The organism is Streptomyces silvae (genome assembly GCF_016745505.1).
Taxonomy (GTDB): Bacteria; Actinomycetota; Actinomycetes; order Streptomycetales; family Streptomycetaceae; genus Streptomyces; species Streptomyces silvae.
Genome location: NZ_JAERUC010000095.1, coordinates 24,415 through 51,274, shown reverse-complemented (window position 1 = coordinate 51,274; position 26,860 = coordinate 24,415). Strand labels below are relative to the sequence as shown.

At 69.1% G+C, this 26,860-nt stretch carries 17 protein-coding genes; 7 read left to right on the top strand and 10 right to left on the bottom strand.

From position 1 onward, the window contains the following. Positions 1-716 (top strand): DUF5753 domain-containing protein (locus JKV81_RS14795; protein WP_202076332.1); only part of this gene is annotated, 716 nt, incomplete at its 5' end. Beyond that, positions 713-904, top strand: coding sequence for a DUF397 domain-containing protein (locus tag JKV81_RS14790; RefSeq protein WP_202076331.1), 192 nt, complete (start codon positions 713-715; stop codon positions 902-904). The genes JKV81_RS14795 and JKV81_RS14790, both read left to right, overlap by 4 nt. 76 nt (positions 905-980) lie before the next feature. On the opposite strand, the gene JKV81_RS14785 is transcribed toward JKV81_RS14790, so the two are convergent. From JKV81_RS14785 to JKV81_RS14760, 6 genes are all read right to left on the bottom strand, one after another. Continuing rightward, complete coding sequence (locus JKV81_RS14785) at positions 981-1,685, bottom strand: nucleotidyltransferase domain-containing protein (RefSeq protein ID WP_202076330.1); 705 nt, start codon at positions 1,683-1,685, stop codon at positions 981-983. A gap of 170 nt (positions 1,686-1,855) precedes the next feature. Beyond that, positions 1,856-3,700, bottom strand: coding sequence for an MrfA Zn-binding domain-containing protein (drmB, locus tag JKV81_RS14780; protein ID WP_202076329.1), 1,845 nt, complete (start codon positions 3,698-3,700; stop codon positions 1,856-1,858). Next, entirely contained in the window at positions 3,697-6,927 is a 3,231-nt protein-coding gene (locus tag JKV81_RS14775; RefSeq protein WP_202076328.1) for a helicase-related protein, read from the bottom strand. Before JKV81_RS14775 ends, drmB begins: the two co-directional genes overlap by 4 nt. Further along, entirely contained in the window at positions 6,924-8,837 is a 1,914-nt protein-coding gene (locus JKV81_RS14770) for a UvrD-helicase domain-containing protein (RefSeq protein WP_202076327.1), read from the bottom strand. The genes JKV81_RS14775 and JKV81_RS14770 overlap by 4 nt, the downstream gene beginning before the upstream one ends. Next, complete coding sequence (locus JKV81_RS14765) at positions 8,834-13,591, bottom strand: DEAD/DEAH box helicase (RefSeq protein WP_372444155.1); 4,758 nt, start codon at positions 13,589-13,591, stop codon at positions 8,834-8,836. Before JKV81_RS14765 ends, JKV81_RS14770 begins: the two co-directional genes overlap by 4 nt. 135 nt (positions 13,592-13,726) lie before the next feature. Beyond that, positions 13,727-14,113: a hypothetical protein gene (locus JKV81_RS14760; protein ID WP_202076325.1), complete on the bottom strand. Its 387-nt coding sequence runs from the start codon at positions 14,111-14,113 to the stop codon at positions 13,727-13,729. Between the two features lie 607 nt (positions 14,114-14,720). Here JKV81_RS14760 and JKV81_RS14755 point away from each other — a divergent pair. From JKV81_RS14755 to JKV81_RS14745, 3 genes are read left to right on the top strand one after another with little or no spacing between them, the layout of a single operon-like run. Beyond that, positions 14,721-16,844 (top strand): helix-turn-helix domain-containing protein, encoded by a 2,124-nt coding sequence (locus tag JKV81_RS14755; protein WP_236056675.1) that lies wholly within the window; start codon positions 14,721-14,723, stop codon positions 16,842-16,844. Continuing rightward, complete coding sequence (locus tag JKV81_RS14750) at positions 16,841-17,833, top strand: hypothetical protein (RefSeq protein WP_202076324.1); 993 nt, start codon at positions 16,841-16,843, stop codon at positions 17,831-17,833. Before JKV81_RS14755 ends, JKV81_RS14750 begins: the two co-directional genes overlap by 4 nt. Further along, positions 17,830-18,732 carry a DUF6339 family protein gene (locus JKV81_RS14745; RefSeq protein WP_202076323.1) on the top strand — a complete coding sequence of 301 codons (903 nt, stop codon included), beginning with the start codon at positions 17,830-17,832 and terminating at the stop codon, positions 18,730-18,732. The genes JKV81_RS14750 and JKV81_RS14745 overlap by 4 nt, the downstream gene beginning before the upstream one ends. Here JKV81_RS14745 and JKV81_RS14740 read toward each other — a convergent pair. From JKV81_RS14740 to JKV81_RS14725, 4 genes are all read right to left on the bottom strand, one after another. Beyond that, entirely contained in the window at positions 18,654-19,973 is a 1,320-nt protein-coding gene (locus tag JKV81_RS14740) for a DNA cytosine methyltransferase (RefSeq protein ID WP_202076322.1), read from the bottom strand. The two genes, JKV81_RS14745 and JKV81_RS14740, sit on opposite strands and share 79 nt — an antisense overlap. Positions 19,974-20,044: 71 nt before the next feature. Continuing rightward, positions 20,045-20,998: a DNA cytosine methyltransferase gene (locus tag JKV81_RS14735; RefSeq protein WP_202076321.1), complete on the bottom strand. Its 954-nt coding sequence runs from the start codon at positions 20,996-20,998 to the stop codon at positions 20,045-20,047. After that, a complete protein-coding gene (locus JKV81_RS14730) occupies positions 20,995-21,438 on the bottom strand; it encodes a very short patch repair endonuclease (RefSeq protein WP_202076320.1) in 444 nt (147 codons plus the stop codon). Before JKV81_RS14730 ends, JKV81_RS14735 begins: the two co-directional genes overlap by 4 nt. Before the next feature lie 240 nt (positions 21,439-21,678). Next, positions 21,679-22,596, bottom strand: a complete 918-nt coding sequence (locus tag JKV81_RS14725) for a TetR/AcrR family transcriptional regulator C-terminal domain-containing protein (RefSeq protein WP_202076319.1) — start codon at positions 22,594-22,596, stop codon at positions 21,679-21,681. A gap of 126 nt (positions 22,597-22,722) precedes the next feature. Here JKV81_RS14725 and JKV81_RS14720 point away from each other — a divergent pair, with 126 nt between their 5' ends. Together JKV81_RS14720 and JKV81_RS14715 are read left to right on the top strand one after the other, a co-directional pair. After that, a complete protein-coding gene (locus JKV81_RS14720) occupies positions 22,723-24,366 on the top strand; it encodes an MFS transporter (protein WP_202076333.1) in 1,644 nt (547 codons plus the stop codon). Positions 24,367-24,486: 120 nt separating this feature from the next. Further along, on the top strand, positions 24,487-26,847 hold the full coding sequence (locus JKV81_RS14715) for a SpoIIE family protein phosphatase (RefSeq protein WP_129263354.1): 2,361 nt from the start codon (positions 24,487-24,489) through the stop codon (positions 26,845-26,847). Positions 26,848-26,860: the final 13 nt, after the last annotated feature.

Genomic DNA, 26,860 nt, shown 5'->3' with positions numbered 1-26,860 from the left:
TGCAGTACTCGGCGGCGTACATCGCCAAGATCGAGCAGGGCAAGCGATTCCCTCCCAGGGACTTGCTCGACCGCTCGGAGGAGGTGCTGGGGCCTGCGGCGGCGCGGGTGCTGGCGGCGGCAGCCAGGAGCCTGACGCGGAAGGTGGGGCTGGCGTCCTGGTTCCTGCAGTGGGCGGCCATCGAGGAGGACGCGATTTCGCTGTACTCGTACGAGCCCAGCGTGATTTCAGGGCTGCTGCAACCCGAGCCGTACATCCGGGCGCTCTTCGAGCACCGCCTACCGCCCCTCGCTGAGGAACAGTTCGAGCATCAGGTCACCGCTCGATTGGAGCGGCAGCTTCTGCTCTTGGAGCGGCCGAACACCACGTTCAGCTTCATCGTCGAACAGGCTCTGCTGGAACGCCGCATGGGAGGCAACGAGGTCACACGAGCCCTCTTCGACCACCTGCTCACGGTGGGACGACTGCGGAACGTGGAGATCCAGGCAATGCCGCTGACTCAGGAGGACCACTCAGGCTTCGAAGGCCCTCTCTCCTTGGCTGAGACGGCCGAGAACCAGTGGGTGGGATACATCGAGGCGCACGACAGCAGCATGCTGATCACCGACCCGAAACCCGTAAGCGCGATGCTTCAGCGCTATGGCAAGATGCGCTCGCAGGCTCTGAGCCATCAAGCCACCACGAGTCTGCTGGAGCAGATGCGAGGAGCGCTATGAGCACTACTGAACTTGCCTGGTTCAAGAGCAGCTACAGCGGTGGCGGCGGTGGCAACTGCGTAGAGATCGCTGTTCGCCCCGAGACTGTACTGGTCCGGGACTCGAAGGACGCGCAGGGGCACGTGCTGACCGTTTCTCCACGCGCTTGGTCTGCGTTTGCCGGGCTGGCTGCCAACTCCCGGGTGTGAGTGGACAAAGGGCAGCGACTGCCCGGCCACGCCTGCTGTTCGCGTTCTCCGTACGACGGTTTCGCCCGCACCGGCCCTAGCTGCGGATGTACCCGGCCCACAGGGGGCCGCCGGCTGCCTCCAGGACTTCCTTCACCACGTCCGCGAAGACACCCTCTTCACCAGGACTGCCGGACATCTCTGCGGCAGCGCCTGCCGTGAGCCGTCCGTGCAGTTCGGGGTCGGCCTCAGCGAGTCGTCGTGAGAGCCACTTGCCCCCACCAAGCCAGTGGCCGCTCGTGAGCAAGGCCAACTCCGAAGCACGCTGCAACAGGTCTGCCACCAGGTAGGTCCGCTCCAACGGGTCGATGCAGCCCCGAAGGTCGTCCAAGGTGTCGGTGAGGGCGTACCGCCGGTCTTCCATTTCTGTCGCTGATGCGGGAGGCGGCCCCGCTGCCAGCCGCTCCCGGGACTCTGCTTGCAGGGCAGCTCCAAGCCCCTCCACGTCGGCCAGCAACAAGCCTTCCGCGCACATGGTCAGCAACGGGGACTTGCGAGCAGCCGTCTCGCGCTCAGCGAAGAGGTGCCAGCTGGCCTCCGTCTGGACGAAGAGCTCCACCGGCCATCCTTCATGCACCAGGCTCTCCCGGAAGGGGGCGGGTGGGCCGGTCAGCAGTACGACAATGTCCAGGTCGGAGGTAGGGGTGCGGCGGTGTGTCATCACGCTTCCGGCCAGGAAGGCGGCCTGGGCCTCAGGAAAACGGCTCCGCACGAGCGCTTCGGCGATCCTCACATGTTCCATCGCGACAGTGTGGCCTGCCCAGGAGACCTGGGTACGGAATTCTCCGACCGGTCGTCCAGCGGCTTCGGACCCAGGGCCACTGCGAGGCGGGGGCACCGTGTCCCGCGCCTGCGCCTGCGTCGCTCCTCGGGTGGCCGGCCACCCATCGACCGACCACCCCCGTCGTGCAGTCAGTGCCCCAGTGCTTCACTGAAGAACCCCATGGAGGGATCTTCCGGCGTGCCTATCAGGAGCGCCCGGTCCAGGAGTCCGTTGTTGTGTTCGCAGCTGGTCTCCGGGAGCAAGACGCAGGCGTGGCAGGCCGCCATGTTGATCCCTCCGACACCGCTTCCCTCGGACTCGATGCAGAGGGGATCTGCGGAGCACCAACGCGCCCTGTCGAGGGCGGAGTCCAGTGATTTCTTGAGACGGCTGGGCTCACCCTGCGCCACCAGGCCACCCAGGCTGCCGGCGGAGTCGCTCGTCGCGGTGCAGATGAGAATGCCCGCCATGGTGTCGCTCGCGTACAGCCGCTCCCGCAGAGAGGCAGCCGGGTAGCCCCCGTCGAGGCTCCACTCGTTGATCAGCGCATGCGCCAGGGTGTGGAGCAGAACCATCCGTGGGGATGCGGGTGAATCGGGCACACAGTCCGGGTCCTTGGCGCGATCGCGCATCATGCGAGTGTGGTTGCTCCTGATGCGGTCCGCGCGTGCCGCCACTGCGACGCTCCGGGCCCAGGAGTCCAGCCGTTCCTCGTCGAGCCGGAGGAAGACGCCTTCGCCCTGTACCTCCATCGCGGGCAGCCAGTCCAGCTCCTTCAGGGAGAGCGCGGCTTCGTGGACGTCCGTGCGGGTCTCAGGGGTCTCGACCCGGGAGAAGGCCTTCAGGGCACGGACCTCCCGCAGTCGCTTCACCAGCATCGGACCGGCCACTCCGTAGGGGGTCAGCACGGTCGGTGAGGACAGGGGATGCTCGCAGACGAACTGGTCCTGGCGGCTGGTCTCGCTCTCGGGTTGCCCTGCGATGAGGCGCTCGTACTCCTGCTTCCGGAGCCTGACGAATGCGCTGTCCACGGTGACCTCTTCGTCGGATCCCTTGTCCTCCTGGTTCTCCGTGGCGAGGAGGGCGATCACCTTGGCGGGAGAGAAATCGTAGTTCTTCTCCAGACCGAGCACCTTGAGGTAGACCCGAATCCCGTGCTCGTCACCTGCCTCGTACATCTCCCTCAGGTCGTCCAGCCGGGCTTCGAGCTTGGTGAAGTGCTCGTCGCTGTACGGCGGAATCGACAACGCCGTCCGCACGATGGGCTGCCAGGCGACGGAGGAACCGCGTTGCAAGGTGCGAGGTCGCTCCGAACAGTGGTCGATCGGCGCGTCCTTCAACCAGGGGCGCCTGCCGCTGCAGAAGACCCTCAGGTCCGACAGAGCCGAGCTGCTGAACGCACCTTCCATCGACACCTCAGGAACTCCGCAGGTGCAGGAGATGAGGATCGAACGCAGAGATGCCGTCTTTCCGCTGGTGCGCAGCCGCATCTCCCCGCCGCAGAGGCCGGCCTCGCCCTCCTGCCGATTCTTGCGGTGCGCCCACTTCCAGTAGGGGAAGTCGTCGATGTGGCCCTTTCCGCAGGCCATGACGAAGCGCGAGGGAACGAGATCCTCCTCGCATTCACCGCATTCGTTCTTCCCCGCCGGGGAGTTGAACTTCCGCACGTGCTGGAGGGTTTCGCACTTCGGGCACGAGTGCCACAGAGGGAAGCGGCGGACGTGCACACCGTCCTTGCTCGTGTCGTCCGACGCGGGAGGCAGACGGAACGACTTCACGCCCAGCACCCGGGCCAGCCGGTGCTCGAAGATGGTCGGAGCGTCGCTGATGTTCCAGGAGTCGGTCCCGGCCACCATGAACGATTCGTTGTCCACAGCGACCAGTGACCCGACCCCGTAGGTCGTGATCATCTGGGCACGGCGGACGGAACCACGCCGGGGGTAGCTACGCTCCGGGGCTCCGGTCCGGCGCCGTCGAGCAGGGGGAGGGGTCATCGGGTTGCCTCCATGAACAGGCCGGACTCGGCGTCGACATCACGCAGACTCCACAGCGTTTGCCAGGCATCTTCCTCGGCAGCGACATCGTCGAACCCGCAGAGGAGTGACGGTGTCCGCCGCCCTCGCTTCGGCTCGTAGAGCAGGTCACCGTGGGAGGCGGCCAGATTCGACCACCAGTCGACGAATTCGTCGTAGGCGGCGGCCGTCGCTTCGTACTCGTCCCTGTCGACCTTTTCGACCCGGGCCAACAGTGTCGTCCGGACGACCCGGTCCAGCTCGTCGCGGAACTCGTCGATCCGGCCCGCGCCGTCGTTCGGACGGGCTGCGGGGATCAGGATCCGGGCGAGTGCGACGACGACGGCGTGCAGGCCCCGCTCGCGGGAACGGGAGGAGAACGGGGTCACGCTGGTCGACTCCACCTCGCGGTACAGCGCGGAGTGGAAGTGCTGGAAGCTCTCGTAGTGCGAGCGGTCGCGAGACCTGCTGGAGTTGAGCATCACCGCCACCAGGCCGGGATGGCGACGCCCCACCCGGCTGGTCGCCTGGATGTACTCGGCCGTGGTCTGCGGCTGCCCCATGACGGCCATCAGCCCGAGCCGGTCCACATCGACACCCACCGAGATCATGTTCGTGGCGAGGAGGACGTCCACGACATCGGGGTGCCCCAGCCGCTGCTCGACCTGCTTCAGACGCTTCGGTACCTCGCTGGAGTTGGCGCGGCTCGTCAGCTCGGTCTGCTCCAGGATCTTTCGCCGCACACCGCCGTCACGGCCGGCCAGGTAGCCGAGATACGCGTCGACGTCGTCGTGGACCTGCAGTTCCGCCGCGGCCAACAGCCTGAGGCTGTTGAAGTACCCCACGAGCGTCCAGTAGGCGTCACGGTCCTGATCGCTGCCGGCGCCCTGCGCGGCCCGATGGAGCAGGTCGGCGTAGGTGCGGATGAGCAGCGTGGACTGGCTCGTGCTCGGCGTGAGCAGTCCGACGTACTGCCGACTCGCCTTGCGCTCCTTGGGCGTCTCCACGGCGAACCACGAATCCCTGGCATCGATACCTGCCGGCGGGAACTGGGCTACATCGCGTGCGAACAACTTGTTGCCCTGCTCGGACGCCCTCCGGATCGTCGCCGTCGACGCGATGACCTTGGGCTCGTCGGCGAGCAGGTCCACCGCCGTCTCGTACAGCCCGGTGAGAGTTCCGAGCGGGCCGGAGATGAGGTGGAGCTCGTCCTGGACGATCAGCTCGGGCGGCGGGGTGCCGTCCTCACGATCACGGTTGAACAGCGCGGCTGTCTGCTCGCGCCACGGCATGGCGGCGAACTTGTCGACGGTGGCGATCACCAGCGTCGGACGTGCGTCGTAGACGGCTTCGTCGACCAGGTGGACCGGCAGGCCGTCGCGGAAGTCGCACCACGTGTCGGGGCAGCGGACGTACATCCGCTTCGCGTCTTCGTCGACCTCGTACTGGTTCGCGTCGATGCGGGTGCCGCACCAGGGACACGCGTGCAGTTGAACCGGGTTCTTCTCCTGGAGTTCCTTCTCCTTCCGGAGCTCCACGAGGCTCTCCTCGGCGACCGACAACTTGTTGGGCGTGGCGGACTGGCCCACCCACATGCCGATGGAGATGGTCTCCGTCCCCAGCGTCCGCTCGTCGCCGAGACGGATGCGTTCCATGGCACAGATGAGAGAGGCGGCACGCTCGAACTGCTGCAGGGTGAGCAGCCGCAGGGTGTAGCGCATCAGGACCGTCACGCCCCCGCCCCGCTCCTTGAGCCGCATGCGCCGTAGGAAGGTCGTGAAGGCGATCAGGCCGAGGTACGCCTCGGTCTTGCCACCTCCGGTGGGGAACCAGAGCAGGTCGGCGATCCGACGGTCATCGTGTTGCGGGTCCACGATCCCTTCGACGCAGAGGAGCATGAAGGAGATCTGGAACGGACGCCACCGTCCCACGGCTGTGTCCGGGGCTCCCGTCCGGCCGTTCTTCACCCACTCGCTGCGGCTCCGCTGCTGGGCCATCGCGCGGTTGGCGAGTCGGAACGCCCGCATCGCCTCGGTGTCCGTTCCCAGGACCCGGATGCCTCGACGCATGCGGGCCAGGGCAGTTCTGCAGTGCTCGATCTGCGCCCGCGCGGGAACCTCGTGCTGCGTGCCCCGGAAGGCCTGGGCCTCGGACTCCTTGGCGTCGATCCACTCCGCGTAGCCGGCCATCAGATCGTTGAGAGCTGACAGGACCTCGTTCTCGGGACGGGTCGCCAGACCCTCCATGGTGAGGGCCGAGTCGTCGATGTCCGGATTGGAGTCGGTGAGCAGCACCTCGTGGGCGGGCACGAACTCGCTGCGCACAGTGGTGATCGCCGCGCGGTCGACGTTCGGTGCGCCGACGGGCGGCGGGGTCCAGTCCCAGTCCGCCGAGCACCCGTGGCCCACGGCGAAGGTGGGGGCGTGGCGGTGCAGGAGCCGACTCGTCGCGACTTCCGGATCACGTCCTCCGCGCTCCGAGGGGCGGTCGACGATCCCCGGTACGTCGGATTCGGTGGTGACGGTCAGGCGGGGTTGGTACAGGCAGAAGGCGTCCTGAAGAGCGTACTTGCCCACTCGCTGTGTGTTGATCAACGTGACGGTCACGGTGACCGTTCCGCTCGACGGAGCCACCGGGCGCACGATGACGTCCAGCGTCGCGCCCTCGTGGAGGTCGTCCAACCGACGGCGACGGGGAACGGTCACGTCGACGGCCACGGGGCGGATGGACAGCTCCCGCCGGTGCCACTGCTCCTTCTGCTCGGAAACCGTCCGGGCCTGTGCACGTTCGGCGGCCACCGGGCGCCCTTCGGCGTCGACCGGATCGTAGGCCGCGGCCTCCGTACGGACGATCAGCCGGGGAGCGATCTTCGGGTCCACCGCGAACGTCAGCCCAATGGACGAGGGGCGCCGATCGCCGATCCGGGCCGCGGGGAGATCCTGCACAGGTTCTTCGACGTCCCGACCCCTTCGCATGATCGGGGTGTCGTCGAGGCCTTCGCTCTCGGCCGCGTCCTCCTGGAGGACCCGCTCGGACTCGGAATCCGAGGCCCTGGGGAACAACACCCCGATCGGGTACGTGGTGATCGGCGGATCCTGGGTCAGGATCTCGTCGGCGGAGCCGGGGCCGAGCAGGTCCCTGCGCAGCTGCTCGACGAGACCTTCCCGCAGTGCGTAGTGGGCGGCGTGCATGCTGGTCCCGTCCGTCATCCGGCGATGCCTTCCTGCGTGGTGCGTGCGGCGCGCCTGTAGCGCCCGAGTCCTGACATACGGGGCACCGTCCAGATGCCGTGGTCGCCCAGCCCGGCGCGGGCGCCGGCTGCGGCGCTGCCCGCGACGCTCTCCAGGCAGTCGACCCGGAAGCCGGTGATCTCCACCGGCCAGTTGATGTCCCAGGTCTTGTTGATCTTCAGGGAGGTGTGGAGCTCCCTGCGGAACCGCTCCGAGACGACGGAGACCGGCCGGTCCTGATGGAAGACCGTGTACGGAGGGCTCTGGTCGGCCGCAAGGGGCATCTCGTGCTGGAGCCGGAGCGTCAGGTTGTCACCGGGAAGGACCGACGACGCAAGGTAGTCCTGCACGGCGGTGGCATCGTCGGCGAAGCCGTCCGTGCCGGGCGGGTGCTCCCGACACACGTCCCGACCGCCGGCCACGATGCCGTCGCGGATGTACGACTTCCACCCGCCCAGGTACCAACGTTCGGTCACTTTGTCCCGGCGCACGAGCGCGGTGTCCGGGGCCGCGATACGGAAAAGGTCGTCCCGGGCACGGGTCATGGCGACGTACAGCGAGCGAGCCTCCGCCGCCGGGTCGACGTGACTGTGTTGCTTGCGCAGTTCAGTGGGGGTGATCGGTTCCACCACGATCACTCGATCGAATTCGAGCCCCTTGGCGCGGTGCACGGTGGAGACCACCAGATCCGCGGGCTCCACGGCCGCCAGATCGTCCGGGAAGCGTCCCTCGGCGACCAGACGCCGAACCGCTGCTACGTCCATCAGCCCCCTGGGCGCGCGGGCGGCACCCCGCAGGGACCGCCAGATCCTGGCACGGTCGCCGACGGGTGCGGTCGGACCGGCGGCGAGCAGTTCCTGGAAACGCTCCTCGGCCAACGTGGTGGCGCCGGTTCCCCGCAGCACGTTGCTGACCCAAGCCGGAACAGGCCGGTCCTGCAGTGCGCGCTGCACCCGGTGGGGCACCCCGAGGGAGAAGAGCGCCTCGGACAGCACCAAGGCCTGGCGGTTGTCCCTGCAGAGGATGGCGCAGGTGCCCGGATAGGCCCGAAGCGACTCGACGGTGAAGGGCGCTTCCAGAGGACCGAAATCGGGGCACGCATGCAGGAGGTCGGTCAGCTGTCGGTGGAACTTCTCGCCCGCCGCATCGGATTCGGCAGGCTCCGACGGCAACCTCTTGAGCGCGGTGCCGAGGGCGAGAGCGGTGCGGGCCTCCTCGGTGCGGGCCCGGAAGTTGGTGGTGAGATGCAGCTCGACCAGATCATCCGGGTAGGAGGCCCGGAGCCAGTCGAAGAAGTAGTTCGTCTCCGCGGCCCGGGCGTCCTCGTCCGAGACCTGGAACCCGAAGATGGCCTGGGCACCGTCCCCCACCACCGTGAACCCGCAGTTGTCCTGGAACCGGTCCAGCAGCGTCTCCACCATGTCCCGCCGATCACCCACCAGGTCCTGGACCTCGTCGATCACCACGTGGGCGGGGGATCCCTGTTCGCTCTCCTCGACCGCACCGCGAAGGATGGCCTCGGTCGTCTCCCTGATCCGTTCGTCGAAGCGCAATGCGGCCCAGTCCCGGTCGGGCTGCTCACCGCGCAGAACGGAATAGGCCCAGGAGTCGAACGTCTGCACCCTGACCCGACGGGCCTCCCGGGCGTGCAGAGCGATGCGCTCACGCAGCTCGCGGACCGCCGCGCGCGAGAAGCTGAGCACCAGGATCTCGCCCGCCTCCAGAGCCTCGTCCTCGTGCCCCATCAGAGCATCGAGCCGGCGGACCAAGGTGTGCGTCTTACCCGCGCCCGCGCCGGCGGTCACCAGCAGCCGGGCGTCCCAGGGCTGCTCGACCACGGCCCGCTGTTCCTCGGTCAGGGGCGGGCTGTCGTGGTACGCGTCGGTCACTTGGCCCTCCACAGGTGCTCGAACTGCGTGAAGGCGAGTGCCTTGCCGTAGTTGGTGATGTTGTCGCGGACGTTGAGGATCAGACAGGTCTCCTTGCCCCCGTTGCCGGGACCGCGTAGACCACGACCGATCATCTGTTGGTAGACGTTCGGGCTGTACGTGGGCCGGGCGACGACGACGGCCCGGGTGGCCGGTGCGTCGAACCCCTGCGTCAGGACACCGTAGTTCGTGAGAACGCGAACGCGACCGCGGCGGAAGTCGTCGATGCTCTTCCTGCGTTCGCCCGCGGAGGTGGCCGAGTCCACCGAAGCGGCGGTGATACCTCGGTCCTTGAGCTTCGCGGCGAGGAACTTGGCGTGCGCCACGGACGTGGCGAACACCAGGACGGGCCAGTCGGCAGGCATCTCGCCGATCTCTTCCAGAATCCGCTTGTTGCGGTCGTGGTCGTCGGCGAGGCGCTGCTCGGCCGCCTTCGAGAGCAGGCTCATCCGGTCGGCGCGCTCCTTCTCGTCGTGGCTCAGCTCGATGGTGCCGCCCAGGAGCTCCCGGTGGTCGACCCTGGCCAACATTCCGAGTTCCTGAAGCTCCCCGTAGGCGTCGCCGGACGGAAAGACCCCGTCGTCGAGACGCTGCCCCCCGAAGCGTTGGACGAGGCGCCGGGTCTCCTCGTCGTTCGTGTTGCGGAACGGTGTCGCGGTGAGGCCCAACAGGTGGCGCCGAGTCTCCCTTGCGGTCAGACCGAGTTGTTCGAGGATCTGGGTGTACTGGGGCGAAATGGCGACATGTGCCTCGTCGACGATGACCAGGCTTGCCTGCCGGAGCCAGGCGTATCCCTCGGTGTCGAGGCAGTTGCGGAGCTTCGCGTCCGTCGCGACCACCAGGTGGGGGCGGTCGCCCACCGGTCCGGCCTCGTTGGTGGTCCACAGCCTGCTGATCGTGAGAGGGCTCTCCGCGCCGACCTTCGACCACACGAAGCTCCAGCTCTGGACCGCCTGCTCGCAGAGCTCCTCCGTCTGCGCGATCCAGAGGATCGGACCGTCCAGCGCACCCACGGACTTGACCCAGCGGATCACTGCCTCCGCAGCCACCCGGGTCTTGCCCGCCCCGGTGGGCAGCGACAGCATCCCACGCTGCGGTGCGAACCGGTCGAGCATCGCGAAGACCTTCGCCGCGAGGCGCTCCTGGTAGTCGTGCAGGCGGGGGAACTCGGTGGGACCGGGAACCTCGACCCTCGGCGGGAGCGACGGCGTCCTGGTCCCGGCGAAGGAATCGGGGAAGCCGAAGTCGGCGACGAACTTCACCGCCGGCGAGGAGCCGGTGAAGCTCGACGGCGCATGGCTCGGGTAGGCGGCCAGCAGGTCGCGGGTGTGCATCTGCAGCACGCCGTCACCATGGGCGTTGTACGCCATCCGCGCGATCCGGCGGGCCGACGGCTCGACATCGCCCGACTCCGCCCGCTCGCTCTCCAGGAGGCCGGGCGGCAGTCCGGCCCGCAGCGCGGCTTCGCCGATGAGCAGTTCCAGCTTCTCCTCGATGCTGTCCGCCTCCCGGACCCGACGCAGGGCCGCCTGAAGCTGCTGGTCGGCTTCCTGCCGCTCCTGAGCATCGAGAACCGCCCGGCACCCCGTCTCCTTGAGTCCCCAGCGCAACTCGTGGTCGACCGCCATGAGAGCCGCGAGCCTGTCCACCGGTTCGAGGACGAGGACGGTGTCGCCCTGGAGCGCGCTGCTACGAGGATGGGGCGTCGCCCCCTGGGGGGTTCGGGTCACTTCCTCAAGCTCCGAGCAGCGCTGCAGCTGGTACTTGTTGACCACGTTTCCGATTCGTTGGCGAAGCGTGGGGAACTCGTCGCGCAGGAGTGTCGGCTCGCCGATCCCTACGTGACGCGTCTCCCTGCTGATGACTTCGGCGTAGCGCAACATGCCCCAGGTCTTGACGAGCAGAGCCGCGTCCTCGGGGCTGCCCGCCAGCAGCGCGGGGATCTGCTCCGCTCGCAGCGTGCGGTACTCCGCCTCGGACGCCGCGACAGCGATCTTCTCGTCCTCCTGCGTGGACCAATCCGAGCCGATCCGGCAGCGGGTGAGTTCCCCTTCCGGGAAGTCGACTCCGAGTCGTGTCAGCATCACGTACGTACGGCCCACGAAGGTGTCGTCGTCGCTGGTGCCGAGTTGTTCGAGGAGGCTGACCCACTGCCTGGCGGGGACGTCGTCCACCACGGTCGGCAGGTGCAGCTTGCGGGCCTTCTCCGCGCTGATGTCGGCGACGGGGAGAACATCGGCGTACGCCTGCAGCTGGGGGCCCACCGCATCGGAGACCAGGACGATGCCCTGGGAGGTGGGGACCCGGCCGACTCGGCCGAGCATCCAACGCAGCGGGGAGTGGATGGTCTTGCGCGTGGCCAACTGGGCGCCGAACTGCATGGTCCAGGTGTCGACGACGCTCGCGTCGGGCAGCGCCTTCACGAAGGCGGCTCGGCCCTCGTCCGACAAACGCTCCAGGAGATGCAGCGGCCCGCCGATGGGGGCCCCCTCCAGCTTGAGCCTGTTGAAGGACGGGCGGGCCGCGTTACTGCTCAACGTGCGGCAGTAGCTGTCGTAGATCGCCGTCGAGTACTCGGCGAACCATGCTTCGTCCGCCGAGGGCCGGTGACCGGCGGTGGGTGTCGCTCGCAGCCCGAACTCGTGGAAGACCATCCGGTCGTCCGAGTGGAAGTCCAGGTCCACCGCGACCGAGCCGTCCCGACTGCCGTCGGCAGGCACCACGCCGCCGGGGAGGAGGCAGTCCCGCATGCGGTGGAAGCGCCCGTCCACCGTGCGCACGTGGAGCGTCGCCATCGGGTCGGGGACGCGGCTGATCACCTCGCCGCTCACCTGGCTGCCACCCGCGCTGTGGAACAGTTCCCAGAACCGTGCCCAGTCCTGGGGGCCGTAGCCGGTGAAGCCCTGTTCCAGGACACCGATGAAACGCCCTCGGGAGTCCGCCTCCCGGATGCCGATGGCATTGAGATCGCTGATGAGCGACTCGTCCTCGGAAAGCGCGGAGGCGACGTATGTCGTCCCGTCCCGGAGCCCGTCCTGGACGGCCCGGCGGAAGACCTTGCCCACGACGGCGGGGACCAACCCGCTCTCCTCGGTCAACACGATGCGGGCCGATCGGGCCTCGGCCGCGAAGGGCGAACCTTCGCGGACCATCGCGGCGAAGATGCGGATGGCAACGGCGGATGCCTCAGCCGTACCGTCGGTGACCAGGGCCTCCAACCACTCACGGACGGTCGCCCGCCCTTGTCTCGTCTGCTCCAGGATGTGCCCCACCTTGCCGGGGCGGAACTCCGCGGCCTCCACGGAGGGGTGGACCCAGTTCGACGGGCGACCGGGGTAGCTGTTCCACATCCGGAGCCAGTCGAGCTTGAGAGGCGCCTTCCCCACCGGGGCGGGATGGACGCACAACTCACGGGGCACCCGGAGGACACCGTCCTGGTCGGGAAGCGACGGAAGTTGGGCGGCCAGCTTCCAGATCTGCTCGGTGAGATACCTGTCGGCCCAGTTGAGGGTCTCGGACTCCCTGGTGCGACCGGGCAGCAGAGGAAGGTAGGCACCTGGGTCCTCGGCCGGTGCCAGCTGCGGCAGCGATTCGACGACCAGTCTCGCGGCGACCTGGATGATCTCCTCGTTGAACGGACTGGAGTCGAGGAGGTTCTGCCTGTCCTCGTTCGTCTTCCAGGCTCCGTTGAGGATGCCGGCCAAGGTCATGGGGTACTTGGTGGGGAAGAACGACCAGAATTCTCCTCGCCCCCTGGGGACGGTGAGGACCGTGTCCCCGGTGTACGCGGGGACGGCCCACGAGACGTCGATCGTTCCCCGATCGTGCATCTCGCCCGCGCTTGCCCGTGCCCTCTCGGTGGGACGGTGAGCGTGGCTGAAGACCTTCCAGGTGGCGTGGGATTCGGGCTTACCCGTGCGAGCTTCGTGGATGGTGTGCACGACGTCCTCGTGCTCGACCGTGATCTCCCGTCGGATCTGCGGCATGACCCGACGGTCCTCCAGGACCACCGCGCCCACGTGGTGGGAGAACAATTGGAAGCGCGCCGGGAACTCCCGCTGGGCTTCGTGGCTACCGGCGACCGTATGGATGTCGTGTCCGAGCCGCTCGACCGCTCCTGGCAGGAGCGGGAGTCGCACCACGGTCGTGGCCCAGCTGAGCAGTTCGTCGAGGACGGTATCCGCCGCCCGCTCCTTCGCGACGTCCAACGGGCGAGCCATCCGCAGGACCGGGGCCTCGAAGGCTTCGCCGACCGCGTCGCCGCCGGCCTTCCGGATCTCCTCGTACGACCAGGCCCGGTCGAATCCGAATGCCCCGGAGGTGCTGAAGAATTGAGGAGCATCGGTGACGGCGAGGACCGATTTGACACCGACCCCGAAACGACCGATCTGTCCTCCGCGCTTCTTCGACACGCTCATTCGGAGAATGGTCTCGGCCCCGTCCGCCGTGACCTCCCTGCCCTCGTTCGCGCAGTAGAGGTGCGAGCTCGTGAGAACGACCTGGACCTTCCCGCCCGGAGAGTGCGCGATCTCGTCCGCCGCATTTTGGACGAGCTCGAACAACTGGCGGTCCCCGTAACCGCCTTGAGTGATCCGCCTTTCGCCATTGGCGTGCTCCAGGATCAGCCCCGGATCGACGCGGTACGTCTCCAGTACGCGCGCCGACTGATCGATGATCGTCCGGATGACGGAGCTCTCGCCCGAATTGTCCGTCACATTGGGGTTGTTCAAAGTCTTCCCGTTCCGTGGCCGTGAGCTGAACGCGGGTGGAGCCGGGGCCGGCCGCAGTGGGGGAGATGCGGCCGGCCTGCAGCTCAACGATAGGAGTTCCGAGTCCGACGATGTGCCAGGTCAGTCGAGCTTGAAGATGATGACGACGATTTCGGGGCGCCTACGGTTCCGGCGGCGCTTGCTCCGGACGGAGCCCGCGTTCCTCGGGGGGCGGGTGGCGAGGATGCGGGTGCGGACCGGCGGGCGAGACGTGCGGCGCTGCGGGCCCTCTCCGTCCACCCGACCGGGCTTCGTCCCCGCGGCCGCTTCCTGGTCCGGTTCGATGGGCGCGGAGGCCTTCCGGGCCGCCTGGTCGCGCCGAAGCCGCAGAGCATTGATGTACGAACGCGTCGTTCCGACTGCATCGAGGAACTCGGACCGGAGGTACGGGTCTTCGATGCAGTCGAACTGCTCGACGAGTCCGAACGCGTCGTACGCGTCGTCGGGCTCGGGCGAAGTGGTTTCCATGGCGGTGCCCCCCTGGGCTCTGATGATGCATGCCTGGCGTGACGGAGAGTGGCGCACGTGCAGAAGGGCGGAAGTGCTCGGCTCGACGGGCACGATCGCCAGGAGGAAAGGATTCTTCGGGGACGGTGAAGTCGGTAGCGAATCAGTCGGATGAGATGTGCGAGAAGCGAAGCGCATTCGGTTGACCGAGGCAATAGGTTTCGCATTTTTCTTCGAAAAGAATTCCCTCCCCGGCGTTCTGAAATAATTCATGGCATGCAAAACAAGGCCCCATGAAGAAAGGGCTCGATAGCGCCGGGTGAGGCGTCCCTGCTCTGACGGTACACGGTCGAAAGGAGCCTCCACAAGGCCTATCCGTAGGCGAGGGAGGCCTTTTCGGGGCGCTGTTCCGGCGAGTGTTCAGGGTGAACCTGGAGGGAACGATCCGGAGGGGGTGAATCCGCTTAATTCCGCCCCTTTGGGGCACCCTGGGACATTCGATTCAGGGAAGGGGTAGTAGAAAGAAGGCCGCGAAGGGGGGCTGTCAAAGGCCGTTGTCGGACGGGGTGTCAGTGTCAAACGGGGGGTGTATCGTGCAGGTCATGGCCGAAGCCGTAGCTGAGGAGTGATGAGGTTGGACACCGGCATGGACTTCGGTCCCTGGCTCGCCCGACAGCTGAAGCAGTCAGGCATGAGTCAGGCCGATCTGGCCCAGCGCATCGGGCTCACCCGGGCTGCTGTCTCGGCCTGGATCACGGGCCGCGCGACTCCTCGCGAGGAGACGATCAACAAGATCGCCGAGGCGCTCGGTACGGACCTGGGGACCATCCATACGCGTACCGCCGACACCTTGGCCGGTCTACCGGTCTCCTGGTACCACCGGCCTGGACACGCCGACGGGGGACGCGAGTTCGGGAACGCGGCTGCCTTCGCGTTCGAGGCCGACGTCGAGGTCCTGGCCCGGGAAGCGACCCAGAACAGTCTCGACGAACGGCTGGACCTCTCCCAGCCGGTCCGGGTCCGCTACACCCTGCACGAACTGTCGGGCGAGGCCTTGGCCCGGTTCCGCGACGAGATCCGCTGGGACGACCTGCTTCCCCACTACGAGGCGGCCGCGCAACAGGACCAGAAGGTCGGGCGCATGATCGCGGCCGGCCTGAGCGACATGTACGAGCGGGACCGGCTCGTGCTCCTCCGTATCGACGACTACAACGCCTCAGGCCTGACAGGCGACGACTACGAGACCGGCCGATTCGCCGCGGTCGTGCGCCGCCAGCTTGACAGCCAGAAATCGGTGAGTGGCGCCGGGGGGTCCTACGGGCTGGGGAAGGCGACGCTCTGGGCGACCAGCCGCCTCGGTCTGGTTCTCATGAACTCCACCCTCTCCGAGCCGCACGAAGGACGGACCGAGCGTCGGCTCATCGGCCGCCTCGACCTGCCCTGGCGCAAGGTGGAGGACAGGCCGTGGGCCGGCCCGGCCTGGTTCGGGCGGCCGGACCCGGACGCGGAGAACGGCGATGTGGCCCGCTCGTGGTGGGCCGACGAGGAGAGTACCGAGCGCCTCCACCTCACGAGGGAGAGTGCCGAGCCCGGCACCTCGTTCCTCATCGTCGGCGCGCACGACGTGGCCAGCCTCGTCGAAGGGACCGACGGCGACGCCGATGTCGAGGACGACGACAGCGTGCACCGCATGCACCACCGTCTCAAGGAGGCACTCGGACGCAACTTCTGGGCGGCGATGACCGGAGGCGGGAAGCAGAGACCTCTGCTGGAAGCCTCCGTGAGGACGCTTCGTAACGGGGTGGAGGTCATTCCGGAGGCACGGGTCGACCCTCGGGAAACCCAGCCTTCGAGGACACGGGCCCTGCAGGCCTTCCTGGACGGTACGACCGTCGACAGGATGACGGACTCCGGGCAGGTGGCCATGGCCACTGTCCCGCTGGTGGTGCCGGGGCGTGCCGATCGCGGGAACGGTGGGGAGCACCGGGCCGTCCTGCTGGTCACGGAGGCCGATGACCGCGACCACGGCAAGCCGAACAGGGTGACGACGATGCGGGGCAACCGTATGACGGTCAAGGCCGGTTGGGTTCCCGGCCTTCCGGTCGGGACGAACCCCTTCCAGGCCGTGCTGCTCGTGGGGAGGGCAGCGGGTGACGACGCACCCTTCGCGGATGAGGCCGAGGCCTTCCTGCGCGCTGCCGAACCGCCCGAGCACGACAGGTGGGGGCAGACGGAGGAACTGCGCATGCTGTACTCGCCCTCCGCGTACCGCCGGATCGGCGCGCTCACCAGCCAGGCGAACAAGGCTGTGCGTGACCTGGTCGCGCTGCCGAAGAAGAGTCGTAAGGCCGGCTCGGAACGACTACGCAAGCGTCTTGCCGTGGGGGGACGTAAGACCTCCCGACCGACGCCCGTCGCGGGCCCCCCGACGCTCGAAGAGCTCGACGCCCGGATCGACGACAGCGGTGCGTGGTGTGTCACGGCCGAGATGAAGATTCCCGTCGGTGGCGACTCCTGGCGACCGGCTCCGGTGGCCAAGCTCGACGTGCGCTCCGGACCCCGGCCGGTGCTGGCCTGGTCCGAGCTTGTCGCCGTGCACAACTGCGAAATCGTCGACGGCGCGATCCGCTTCGCACCCGGCTCACGCACCGCGACCTTCCGGGGGACCACCGACGTGTCCACCCATCCGGTACGAGCCCAGTTCAGCGGTCTGGTCGTCGAACTCCGCGCAGACAAGGGGGCTCAGGCATGAGGGCATACCCGTACCGGCGGCTTCCCGGTGTGGTGTCGCTCCGGGTCACCGCCGTCGAGCTGAGGGGACCGGACGACATCAGGGATCCCCTCGACACGAGCGCGTTCTCCGCCGTGGAGCAGGTTGTCGCCCCCGGTGTGTCGGAACGCGACGACTGGGAGTGGCTCCGCATGACGGTCGAGGCGACCGTGCCGGGCCGCGCCACAGCCCCCGACAGTCCCTGGACCGACCTCGCGGTCGTCGTGGTGCTGAGCGAAGGAGCCACCAACACGCGGATCACCACTGCGCTCGCCCCCGGAGCGGAAGGCGGTCGGCAGTGGGTGGGACACCTCGACCTCTGGCGTGCGGACCACCGGGACCGGGCTTCGATGTCCGTGCATGTCGTTGCCACGGTGGACGGTGTGGCGGGCCGTGAGATCGCGGCGTCGACCAAGGACTGGATCGTCGACCTGAAGTCCGAAGCTCCGCTGCGCGATCGGGAACTGGACGTCGTCGAGGTGGGCTTCCGCGAGGGTCCGCAGTGGCTACGCGGCTTCCACGAGGTGCCCTGGGTCGTGGACACGTCCGGTGACCTACCCGTCGTGCACATCAACACCGATTTCGAGGGCGTCTCCGACCTGGTCGGTGGCAACGGCACCTCCGTCGACAACATGGTGCGGGACCTGCTCATCGCCCAGTTGTGCACGGACGTATGGACGGCTGTCTTCCACACAGCCATCGGGGATCTGGAGATCGAGGACGACGGGACCCCGCTGTTCCCTCGCGACTGGCGCGGAGAAGTGCTGCGGGAGATGCTGCCCGACGTCGTGCCGGACCGCCCCGTCGAGGACGCACTGGGAGAGGTGCACAGGCGGCGGACCGGAACATCCGGCTGGACCGACCTCCAACCACGCATCCACTACGCCGCCACACGGAGGGCGGACGTGCCGAAGGCACTGAGCACCACCATCCGTGGTCTGGACAGCATCCATCGGGGGGCCGACGCATGACCGACAAACCGAACTTCCTTCCGGAGCGCCTGGCTCTGCTCGCGGACCTCAACGCGGCGCAGTACCTCACCGACGGGCTGCTCAGCGGCAAGGAGGACGTGCCCGCCATAGCGCTCAACAAGACCACGGAGCCGCTGCCGCACGATGGCGAGAGCCGTGCGGAGCTGGATCCGGTGCGTGCCTTGGTCGAGGACGCGATGTATCAGTTCCGGGACGACAGGCCGACAGCAGCCGACGGTTGGTTGGCACCTCGCCTGCACGCCGCGCTCAGGCTCACCCGGCGGGAGGCGGCCGATCGCAGGTTCTGGAACTACCTGGCCCTCGGGGTGGCGCCGGACTACGTCGTCTGGCGCCACCTCGCGGCCAAGTCGGAGGACGCCCCGCCGAAGGTCGCCGCCCGGCGGTTCCGAGGGCCTGCGTACACCCAGGCCTTCGCGCGACTGTGGTGGGCTGCCGAACTGTTCCGCGACGGCCCCGACTACAGGCCGGTGGTGACCATGTGCGCGAACCAGGACATGTTGAACACCGCGCTCCGGGTCGACGTGATGGACCACAGACCGACCGCCCTGGCGACGGTGCGCCTGATGGAGCGAGGAACCGTCCGCACCGGGCGCGAGGTGAACGCACTGGTGGCGGCCATCAACGCCTCTGCCGCGACACTCATGTACGACGTCGTCGCCCCGGATGCCGCACGGGACGGCAAGCCGCTGCGGGAGTGGATCGAGGCGGCGGAGTCAGCCCCGGCCGTACCGCGCAGGGACCTGCCCGTCGGGCCGTACGAGGAGAAGGCTCCGGAGCAGTCGGTGGACGTGCTCGTCGATCACTTCGCGGAAATCTTCGCGGGAGCCCCCGTGCGGGGGCGGCCGGACGCCGACGAGGGGACCGGCGGCGAGGTCTGAGGCCGGGCCGGCCGCCGGACGGTCGCGGGCGGCGCTGCCTTCGGTCGCCACTCCTTCAACAGCGTGTACCACTTCTCCTGCGGAGGTTCACGGAGCAGCGCCATGCTCAGGATGTGCAGCGACAGACGGGGCGGAATGGCGTTGCCGATCTGCTGCGCCACGTCGGTGGAGCGCCAGGGGTACTCGGCGGGGAAGGACTGGAGCAGACCGGCTTCCTCGGGGGAGAGGCGATCGAGCTCCTCCTCGGGCCTGATCACTATCTCGCCCGAACTGTTCTTCCGCAGGGGGTAGAGACGGTTGCGGCGTACCTTGCCCGTGACCGTCGGGGCCGGCTCCCCTGATTCGCGACGTCCGCGGTTCTTCGGGTCGCCCCCTGATCCGTAGTTGGACACCATCACGAATTCCGTCGTGCGCGTGGCACGAAGTGCGTCCCCCATGGACACCCAGGGCTCGACGTCGTCGCCGGTGTACGAGGTGTCGAACAGTGATCCGTCCCCGCGGTCGTGTGCCGAAGGGAGCCGTTCGGCGCCCTTCCGGTACCGCTGGTGCGTCGCCTTCGGGAAACGGACCTTCCGATGGACGTTCCCCGGGTCGAACTGAGCGATCAGGACCGCCCTGCGCCGTGTCTGCGGGACGCCGAAATCCTCGGTGTGCAGGACATGGGCCTCGGCGGCGTAGCCCGTCCGCCGGAGGATGTCCACGAAGTGCTTCCACACCGGCAGCACGGTGGGCACCTGCTCCAGCACGATCACTTCGTACGGCCTGCGACGCTTGAGCTTCGCCTCCATGATCCAGCGGAGCGGCTGCAGAACGAACCCGGTCCGGTCGTCCGACATCGCGTCGGTCTCGGCCTTGACCTCTTTCCAGGCGACATCGAACGACGCCTCGTCCTCATGGTCCGCCAGCCGTGTGGCCAGGCGCAGCACGTCGTCCAGAGCCTTGTGACCCTTGCGGCTCCCCGCCACGGAGAACGACTGGCAGGGAGGCCCGCCGGTGAGCACGGTCGCCTCGACGACCGAGGGGTCGCACGGACCGAGCGCGGCGACATCCTTCACTTCGGTGGTCAGGAGCCCGGCCGCCGCGCGTGTGGCACGTGTGGCGTCATCCCACTCCACGCCGATGCTCTCGACGCCCTCGTCCTTCATGATCGTGGCGGCGATGTCGAGGCCGCCGGGCCCTGCGAAGAGATCGACGATCGCGAACTTCGCAGGGGGAAGTGAAGGGGGAGAGGGATGGGTCATGGTGTGCAAGTGTAGCCGGCGATCAAGATCACTCCGGCCGATCGTGGCAGGGGCCGCCGCCCGCTCGGGGATCAGCTGTTCAAAGCGGTGGCGACGGCCCGTCCGAGTGCCGTCCCGACCGGAGGGGGAGAGGCGTGCCCGATCTGCCGGTAGCGAGCGGTCTTCTTCCCGGCGAACTGCCACTCCTGAGGGAACGCCTGCAGAAGAGCCGTCTGCTCACCGGTGAGTTTGATCATCCCGGACACGTCGTCGTGCGGTCCCGGAACATCGTCGGCCAACGCTCCGCCGTTGACCCTCATCCGTTCCCACGCCTTCTTCGACCCCGTCGGCCCCAGGTCCGCGCCTCCTCGGTTGTCCGAGCCGCCCACAAGCGTCGGAGCGACGCTCACGGCCTGAGCTGCCCAGGCGTCCGCCCCGGGCCATCCGCGGGCTGCCATGGACCGACGCAATGCCTGTCCCACCGGTACGTGATGCGTGACCGTCGGAACCGGAGGGCTGAACGCTGCGAAGTACTCCTCCTTCAGCGCGACGAGCACCCCCTGTTTGCGATCCTGCGGTACACCGAAGTCGGCGGCGTTGAGGACGAACCAGCGGAACCGGTAGCCGAGATGTTCGAGTTCCTTGCGGATGAACTCCCGGACGTCCTCGAAGTTCGGGGAGTCCACCAGCCCGGGGACGTTCTCGATGAGCAGCGCACGGGGCTGGATGGAGTGCGCGAGCAGTACGGCTGCCTCCAGCAACCGCAGCTCCTCCTCGGTCTCCGCCCTCGCCACCGTCGCGCTGGACTTCACCCGGGGCAGCCCGGCGGAGAGAAGATCCACGTCGTACGTGTGCTGGTGCTCTGCCGGATCGAAATCCAGAAGATCCATCTCCAGGACGTTCCAGGCCGGCCGGTTCAATCGAAGCGTCTCGCAGGCCACCTGCTTCTTGTCGAGCAGCAGCGTGGGTGCGAAACCCGCCGCTTGAAGTCCCAGTGCCAATCCCCCCGCACCCGCGCACACATCGACGAACCGCAGCTTGCTCATAGGCCCCCGCCCTTGTTCCGCGTCCGTCGTCCCTGCTCGACGGCCGCCGCGACCAGCTCCGCGGCACCGTCCGGTGCCTCGTGCTCCCAGAATCGCAGCACCGTCCACCCTGCCGCAGCCAGATGCTCGGTCGTCTCCCGATCTCTGGCCATGTTCCGATCCAGCTTCTCCCGCCACCACTCAGCGTTCGACTTCGGTTGCGTGGCGTGCACGGGGCAGCCGTGCCAGAAGCAGCCGTCGATCATCACGGCGACCTTGGCCCGGGTGAAGGCGATGTCGATGGTGCGCCGGGGCATGTCCGGTACGCGCGCGTTCACCCGGAAGCGATAGCCCGCCGCGTGCAACAGCTTCCGTACCGCGACCTCCGGCTTGGTGTCACGGCGTGCCTGGCGGCTCATCCGGGCGGAAACACCCGGGGACGAAGGTCTGATCTGGCTCATCACCACCAGTCTCCTACGGTCCGCTCGCTCCGCGTCCGACGATCGCGAGGCTTCTCCTGGTCGGGTGGACTGTCCGAAACCGCTGCAGATTTCCCTCGTGGGCGATCGGCGGAGGGTCGCGGAGATCGCGGAACGGGCCGGTGCCAGGTGCCCCTTGGCATTGCGGGTGCTGCGCGACCGGCAGTCCGGACGCTCGGGCGGATGCGACTGAGAAATACAGGGGGTTCGGCACTTCAGGTCTCATCTCCGGTCGGCCCCCGCCACCAGCACCTCCACCCCGTCCAGCACCCGCCCCAACCCGAACTCGAAGAGGGTGTGCAGGTCCAGTTCGAAGCTGCCCTCGTCGAAGAGTGTCGACAGGACCGGGTAGGCCGTCGTCGTCTGGATCGCGTCCATGCGAGGTTCGACCGCCGTCATCCATTCGTCCGCCGTCATCCCGCTGTCCTGCCGGGCCTGGAGCTCCAGTTCCACCGCCATCGCGATGCCCTGGGCGTAGCCCAGCACCGTGAGGTGGATGTGCAGCATCTGTTCCGGGGTGAGGCCGAGGCCGGTCAGGGCGGTCAGGACGCGCTCCGTGTAGCGCATCGCGTTCGGGGAGGCCGTCGGGCGGGTGAGGCCGGCCATCGCGCGGGCCAGCCAGGGGTGTTGTGCGTACTGCTTCCACAGCCAGCGCGCCTCCTGCTCCAGCAGCGGGCGCCAGCCCGTGGGGCGGGGGTCGGGTGGGCCGCTGCCGAACACCGTTTCCGACATCAGCCGGACCAGTTCGCCCTTGCTCGGGACATGGCGGTACAGCGCCATGGTGGAGGTCCCGAACTCCGTCGCGAGGCGCCGCATCGAGAGTGCGGCCAGGCCCTCCGCGTCCGCCAGTGCGATCGCCGTACGGATGACGCGTTCGCGGCTGAGCTGTGGCTGCCTGGCCTGCGGTGTGGCGCGTTCCCGGCCGCTCTCCGCGACCACGGTGCCGATGCCGGGCACCGGGCGCACCAGCCCCTCCTGGTTCAGGGCGCCGAGCGCCTTCGTGGCCGTGGCCATCGCGACGCCCCACTCCTGCGTGATCCGGCGGGTGGAGGGCACCGGGTCGCCCGGGGCGAGCTCGCCCGAGGCGATGCGCCGGCGGATCTCCCCTGCGATACGGAGGTAGGGCGGTTCCGTGGTCATGGGGCCAGCGTACTAGTGCACCTGGGGCCGCCGATCCCGCTTCAGCTGGGTGATCGTGTCGGTGCACTAGGGGAGTGTTTGCGGTGTACGTGGCGGGCCGGTTCCGTATGTCGCATGGAGAAACGCATGGAGAACTCGCCCGGTCCCCGCGCCGGCCGTAAGGAATGGACCGCCCTCGGCGTCCTGATGCTGCCGCTGCTGCTCGTCTCGATGGACGTGTCCGTCCTCTACTTCGCCATCCCGTACATCAGCCAGGACCTGGAGCCCAGCGCCACCCAGCAGCTGTGGATCCTCGACATGTACGGCTTCGTGCTCGCCGGGCTGCTCATCGTCATGGGTGCCCTCGGCGACCGGATCGGCCGGCGCACCCTGGTGCTCGCGGGCGCCGCCGTCTTCGGTGCAGCCTCGGTGGCCGCCGCGTACGCGCACTCCGCCGAGGTGCTCATCGGCGTACGCGCGCTGCTGGGGCTCGGCGGGGCCGCCCTGATGCCCTCGACCCTCGCCCTGATCCGCAACCTCTTCCACGACGCGAAGCAGCGCGCGAAGGCTGTGACTCTCTGGACGGGCGTCATGACCACCGGGATCTCGCTGGGGCCCGTCGTCAGCGGGCTGCTGCTCGAACACTTCTGGTGGGGCTCGGTGTTCCTCATCAACCTGCCCGCCATGGTGCTGCTGCTCGTGCTGGTGCCCTTCCTGGTGCCCGAGACCGCGACCACCGCGCGCGGCCGGTTCGACCTGCTCAGCGCCGCTCTCTCGCTCGGCGCCCTCCTGGCGGTCATCTACGGCATCAAGGAGTGGGCCCGGCACGGGTACGAGCCCCTGCCCGCGCTCTGCGTCGCCGCCGGGCTGCTGCTCGGTGTCGTCTTCGTACGCCGGCAGAGGCGCCTCGACCACCCGATGATCGACCTGGGGCTCGTGGGGCGGCGTGCCTTCGGCGGGCCGGTGCTCGCCAATCTGCTCGCGATGTTCGCCACCGTGGGCATGGCCGTCTTCTTCACGCAGTACCTCCAGTCCGTGCTCGGCCAGAGCCCCCTCACCGCCGCCCTGTGGAGCCTGGTCCCGGCCGCGGGCGTGGCCCTGATGGCGCCGACCGGTGCCGCGCTCGCCCAGCGGACCGACCGTGCGTACGTGATGGGCGGCGGGTTCGCCGTCGCCGCCTGCGGATTCCTGTGGCTGTCCCAGCTGCGCACGGACTCACCCCTGTGGTTCGCCCTCACCGGCGGGGCTGTGTACGCGGGCGGGCTCGTCGCCGCCATGACCCTGGCCAACGAACTCGCCCTGGGCGCGGCCCCACCCGAGCGTGCCGGATCGGCGGCGGCCGTGCTGGAGTCCGGCCAGGAGCTGGGCGGCGCCCTGGGCATGGCGATCCTCGGTTCCATCGGCGCCGCGGTCTACAGCCGGGACATGGCCGACGCCCTGCCCGCCGGGATGCCCCACGCCGACGCCGTACGCGAGACCCTGGGCGGCGCCGCGGCGGTCGCGGCGGGGCTCCCGGACGCGGCGGCGGACGCCGTGCTGTCGGCCGCGCGGGACGCCTTCGTCCATGGGCTGGGCATCGCGGCGGTCGGCGCGGCCGTGGTCATGGCCGGGGCGGGCGCGTTGTCGGTCGGTCTCCTGCGGGGGCTGGGCGGGAGGACGCCGTCCGCTCCACCGCCGTCCGCCCCACCGCCGTCGCCCGCACCGCCGTCGCCCGCACCGCCGTCCGTTCCACCGGCGCCGCCCGCCCCGTCGTCCTCGGCGGACAGCCTGCCGGCGGCCCCGGCCCGCTGATCCATCGGTCCGCCCCGCTCCGGTAGCGGCCCAGGGGGCGGAGGCCGATGCTGGTTGCGTACGTGTCCACGTGTGCGTGGCCCCGTCCGGGCCCCGTGAGGGGGCGAAGGAGCGAAGCTCATGGCTGATGCGCCCCTGATGGTCGTGGACGGCGCCGGTGCGGTCACCGGCTGGAGCCGGGCGGCCGAGCGGCGCTTCGGACTGGCCACCGCCGACGCACTCGGCCTGCCCCTCACGGACGTACTGGCGGGCGACACCGCGCGCACGGACGGTGGTGGCACGGACGACGGGGGCCCGGCAGGCGGGGGCCCCGACGACGGGGACTCCGGCGAGGGCCCCGACGCGCGTACGGGGCTGCGGCTGGAGCCGCTCGGCGGGGCCGGCTGGGCCGTCCGGGAGGCCGACGGTGAAGGCGCCGGGGACCCCATCGACGAGGCGCTGCTGGACGTGCTCTTCACGCAGGAACGCGTACGCATCCACGTACTCGATCCGGACCTCCGCCTCCTGCGGATCAGCGACCCCTCCATGGACCCCGACACGGACGAGACCGCACGGCTGCGCGGCCGGCCCTTCCGCGAGGTGTGCGCCTTCGACGAACCGGAGCGCGTGGAATCCGGCATCCAGGAGGTCCTGCGCACCGGTGTGCCCTGCGTCGAGTGTCTCTACCGGGCCCTCCCGGGCGACGTGGCAGGCGGGCGGCGCACCCTCTCCCTCTCGGCGTTCCGCCTCCAGGAGGGGCACAGGACGCGGCCGGGCGACCACGGTGCCGTCCTCGGAGTCGTCGTCTCCGTGGTCGACGTCACCGAACGGGTCAGGCACCAGGTCCGGGACACGGCGCTCGCCGCCGTCCGCGACAGAGTCGGTCGGACGATGGACATCGAGGCCACCTGCCGGGACGTCGTCGAGGCGGTGGTCCCGGAGTACGCGGACGTGGGCGTCGTCGAGATCGTCGACGCCGTCCTGCGCGGTGAGTCCCCGCAGCCCGGGCCGCTCGGCCGCGACGTACCGCTGCGCCGTGCCGCGTACGGCGGCGGCGACGACCCCGCACACCCCGTCGGCGACGTGCGGGCCGTGCCGCCCGGGACGCCGTTCCAGCGGGCCCTGTCCGACCTGCGGCCCCGCGTCGTCCCGGTCGAGGACGCGCCCTGGGCCGAGGCCGACCCCGCGCGTGCGCACGCCATCCGGGAGAGGGGCGCCCATACGCTCCTGCTGGCACCGCTGACGCTGCGCGGCGCCGTCCTCGGGCTGGTGAGCCTCTACCGCTGCGGCGACTCCGAGCCCTTCACCGAGGCGGACATCCCCGTCGCCTTGGCGATGGCCTCCCGCACCGCCCTCGGCATCGACAACGCCAGCCGTTACGTGCACGAGTACACCGTCGCCAGCGCCCTCCAGCGCCGGCTGCTGCCCCAGACGCCGGCGCCCCAGCCCGCCGTCGAGACCGACCACCTGCTGATTCCCGGCGGCGGAGGGGGCAACTGGTTCGACACGATCGCACTGCCCGGCGCCCGTACCGCCCTCGTCGTGGGGGAGGTCGGCGCCGAAGGCATCCAGGCCGCCACGACCATGGGGCAGCTGCGCACCGTCGTCCAGGCCCTGGCCGCGCTCGACCTGGAGGCGGACGAGCTGCTCGCCCGGCTCTACGACACCGCGGCGCGACTCGCGGAGGAGCGCTCCCAGCTGCCGGAGAGCGACCCGCTGCACCGGGAGCCACTGATGGCGACCTGCACGTACGTCGTGTACGACCCGTTCACCGGCACGTGCACCGCGGCCTCCGCCGGACATCCCGCACCCCTGCTCGTCGCACCGGACGGCACCGTCAGCACGGTCGGCGTGATCCAGGGGCCGCCCCTCGGCTCCGCGGAACGCGGTCCGGTCGCGGCCGTCTCCTTCCCGGTCGAGGAGGGCTGCCTGCTCGCGCTCCACAGCGGGGCGCTGCGGAGCCACGCCGAGTTCCCGGCGGGCCCGCTGCACCAGGCGCTCGCGCACCCGGACCGGCCGCTGCGGGAACTGTGCGACGCGGTGGCCTACGCCCTGCCCGACTCACCCGAGCTGCGGGGGTCGACCCTGCTCCTGGCCCGGACGCACGCGATGCCCGAGGACCGGTACGCCGCCTGGGAGCTGCCGTACGACAGGACGGCGCCGTCCACCGCACGCCGCCTCACGTCACGGACGCTGGCCCGCTGGCACGTGGACGACGACACCGGTGACGCGACCGAACTGATCGTCAGCGAGCTGGTGACGAACGCCGTGCGCTACGGCAGCCCGCCGGTGGAGCTGCGCCTCATCCTCGACCGGGGACTGACCTGCGAGATCCGGGACGGCAGCACCACCGCCCCGTACATGAAGTACGCCGGTGCGGTCGACGAGGGCGGGCGGGGACTCTTCATCATGTCCCAGCTCGCCTCGCTGTGGGGCACCCGGTACGCGCCGGACGGCAAGACCGTCTGGTCGGAGCAGGTGATCCCCCGGGACGAGGGCTGACCACCGGCCCCGG

Bases quoted from the DNA above. Each gene is read 5' to 3' on its own strand.
- JKV81_RS14790 (WP_202076331.1), top strand. From the start codon at position 713: ATGAGCACTACTGAACTTGCCTGGTTCAAGAGCAGCTACAGCGGTGGC.
- JKV81_RS14785 (WP_202076330.1), bottom strand. From the start codon at position 1,685: ATGGAACATGTGAGGATCGCCGAAGCGCTCGTGCGGAGCCGTTTTCCT.
- drmB (WP_202076329.1), bottom strand. From the start codon at position 3,700: ATGACCCCTCCCCCTGCTCGACGGCGCCGGACCGGAGCCCCGGAGCGT.
- JKV81_RS14775 (WP_202076328.1), bottom strand. From the start codon at position 6,927: ATGACGGACGGGACCAGCATGCACGCCGCCCACTACGCACTGCGGGAA.
- JKV81_RS14760 (WP_202076325.1), bottom strand. From the start codon at position 14,113: ATGGAAACCACTTCGCCCGAGCCCGACGACGCGTACGACGCGTTCGGA.
- JKV81_RS14755 (WP_236056675.1), top strand. From the start codon at position 14,721: ATGAGGTTGGACACCGGCATGGACTTCGGTCCCTGGCTCGCCCGACAG.
- JKV81_RS14750 (WP_202076324.1), top strand. From the start codon at position 16,841: ATGAGGGCATACCCGTACCGGCGGCTTCCCGGTGTGGTGTCGCTCCGG.
- JKV81_RS14745 (WP_202076323.1), top strand. From the start codon at position 17,830: ATGACCGACAAACCGAACTTCCTTCCGGAGCGCCTGGCTCTGCTCGCG.
- JKV81_RS14740 (WP_202076322.1), bottom strand. From the start codon at position 19,973: ATGACCCATCCCTCTCCCCCTTCACTTCCCCCTGCGAAGTTCGCGATC.
- JKV81_RS14735 (WP_202076321.1), bottom strand. From the start codon at position 20,998: ATGAGCAAGCTGCGGTTCGTCGATGTGTGCGCGGGTGCGGGGGGATTG.
- JKV81_RS14730 (WP_202076320.1), bottom strand. From the start codon at position 21,438: ATGAGCCAGATCAGACCTTCGTCCCCGGGTGTTTCCGCCCGGATGAGC.
- JKV81_RS14725 (WP_202076319.1), bottom strand. From the start codon at position 22,596: ATGACCACGGAACCGCCCTACCTCCGTATCGCAGGGGAGATCCGCCGG.
- JKV81_RS14720 (WP_202076333.1), top strand. From the start codon at position 22,723: ATGGAGAACTCGCCCGGTCCCCGCGCCGGCCGTAAGGAATGGACCGCC.
- JKV81_RS14715 (WP_129263354.1), top strand. From the start codon at position 24,487: ATGGCTGATGCGCCCCTGATGGTCGTGGACGGCGCCGGTGCGGTCACC.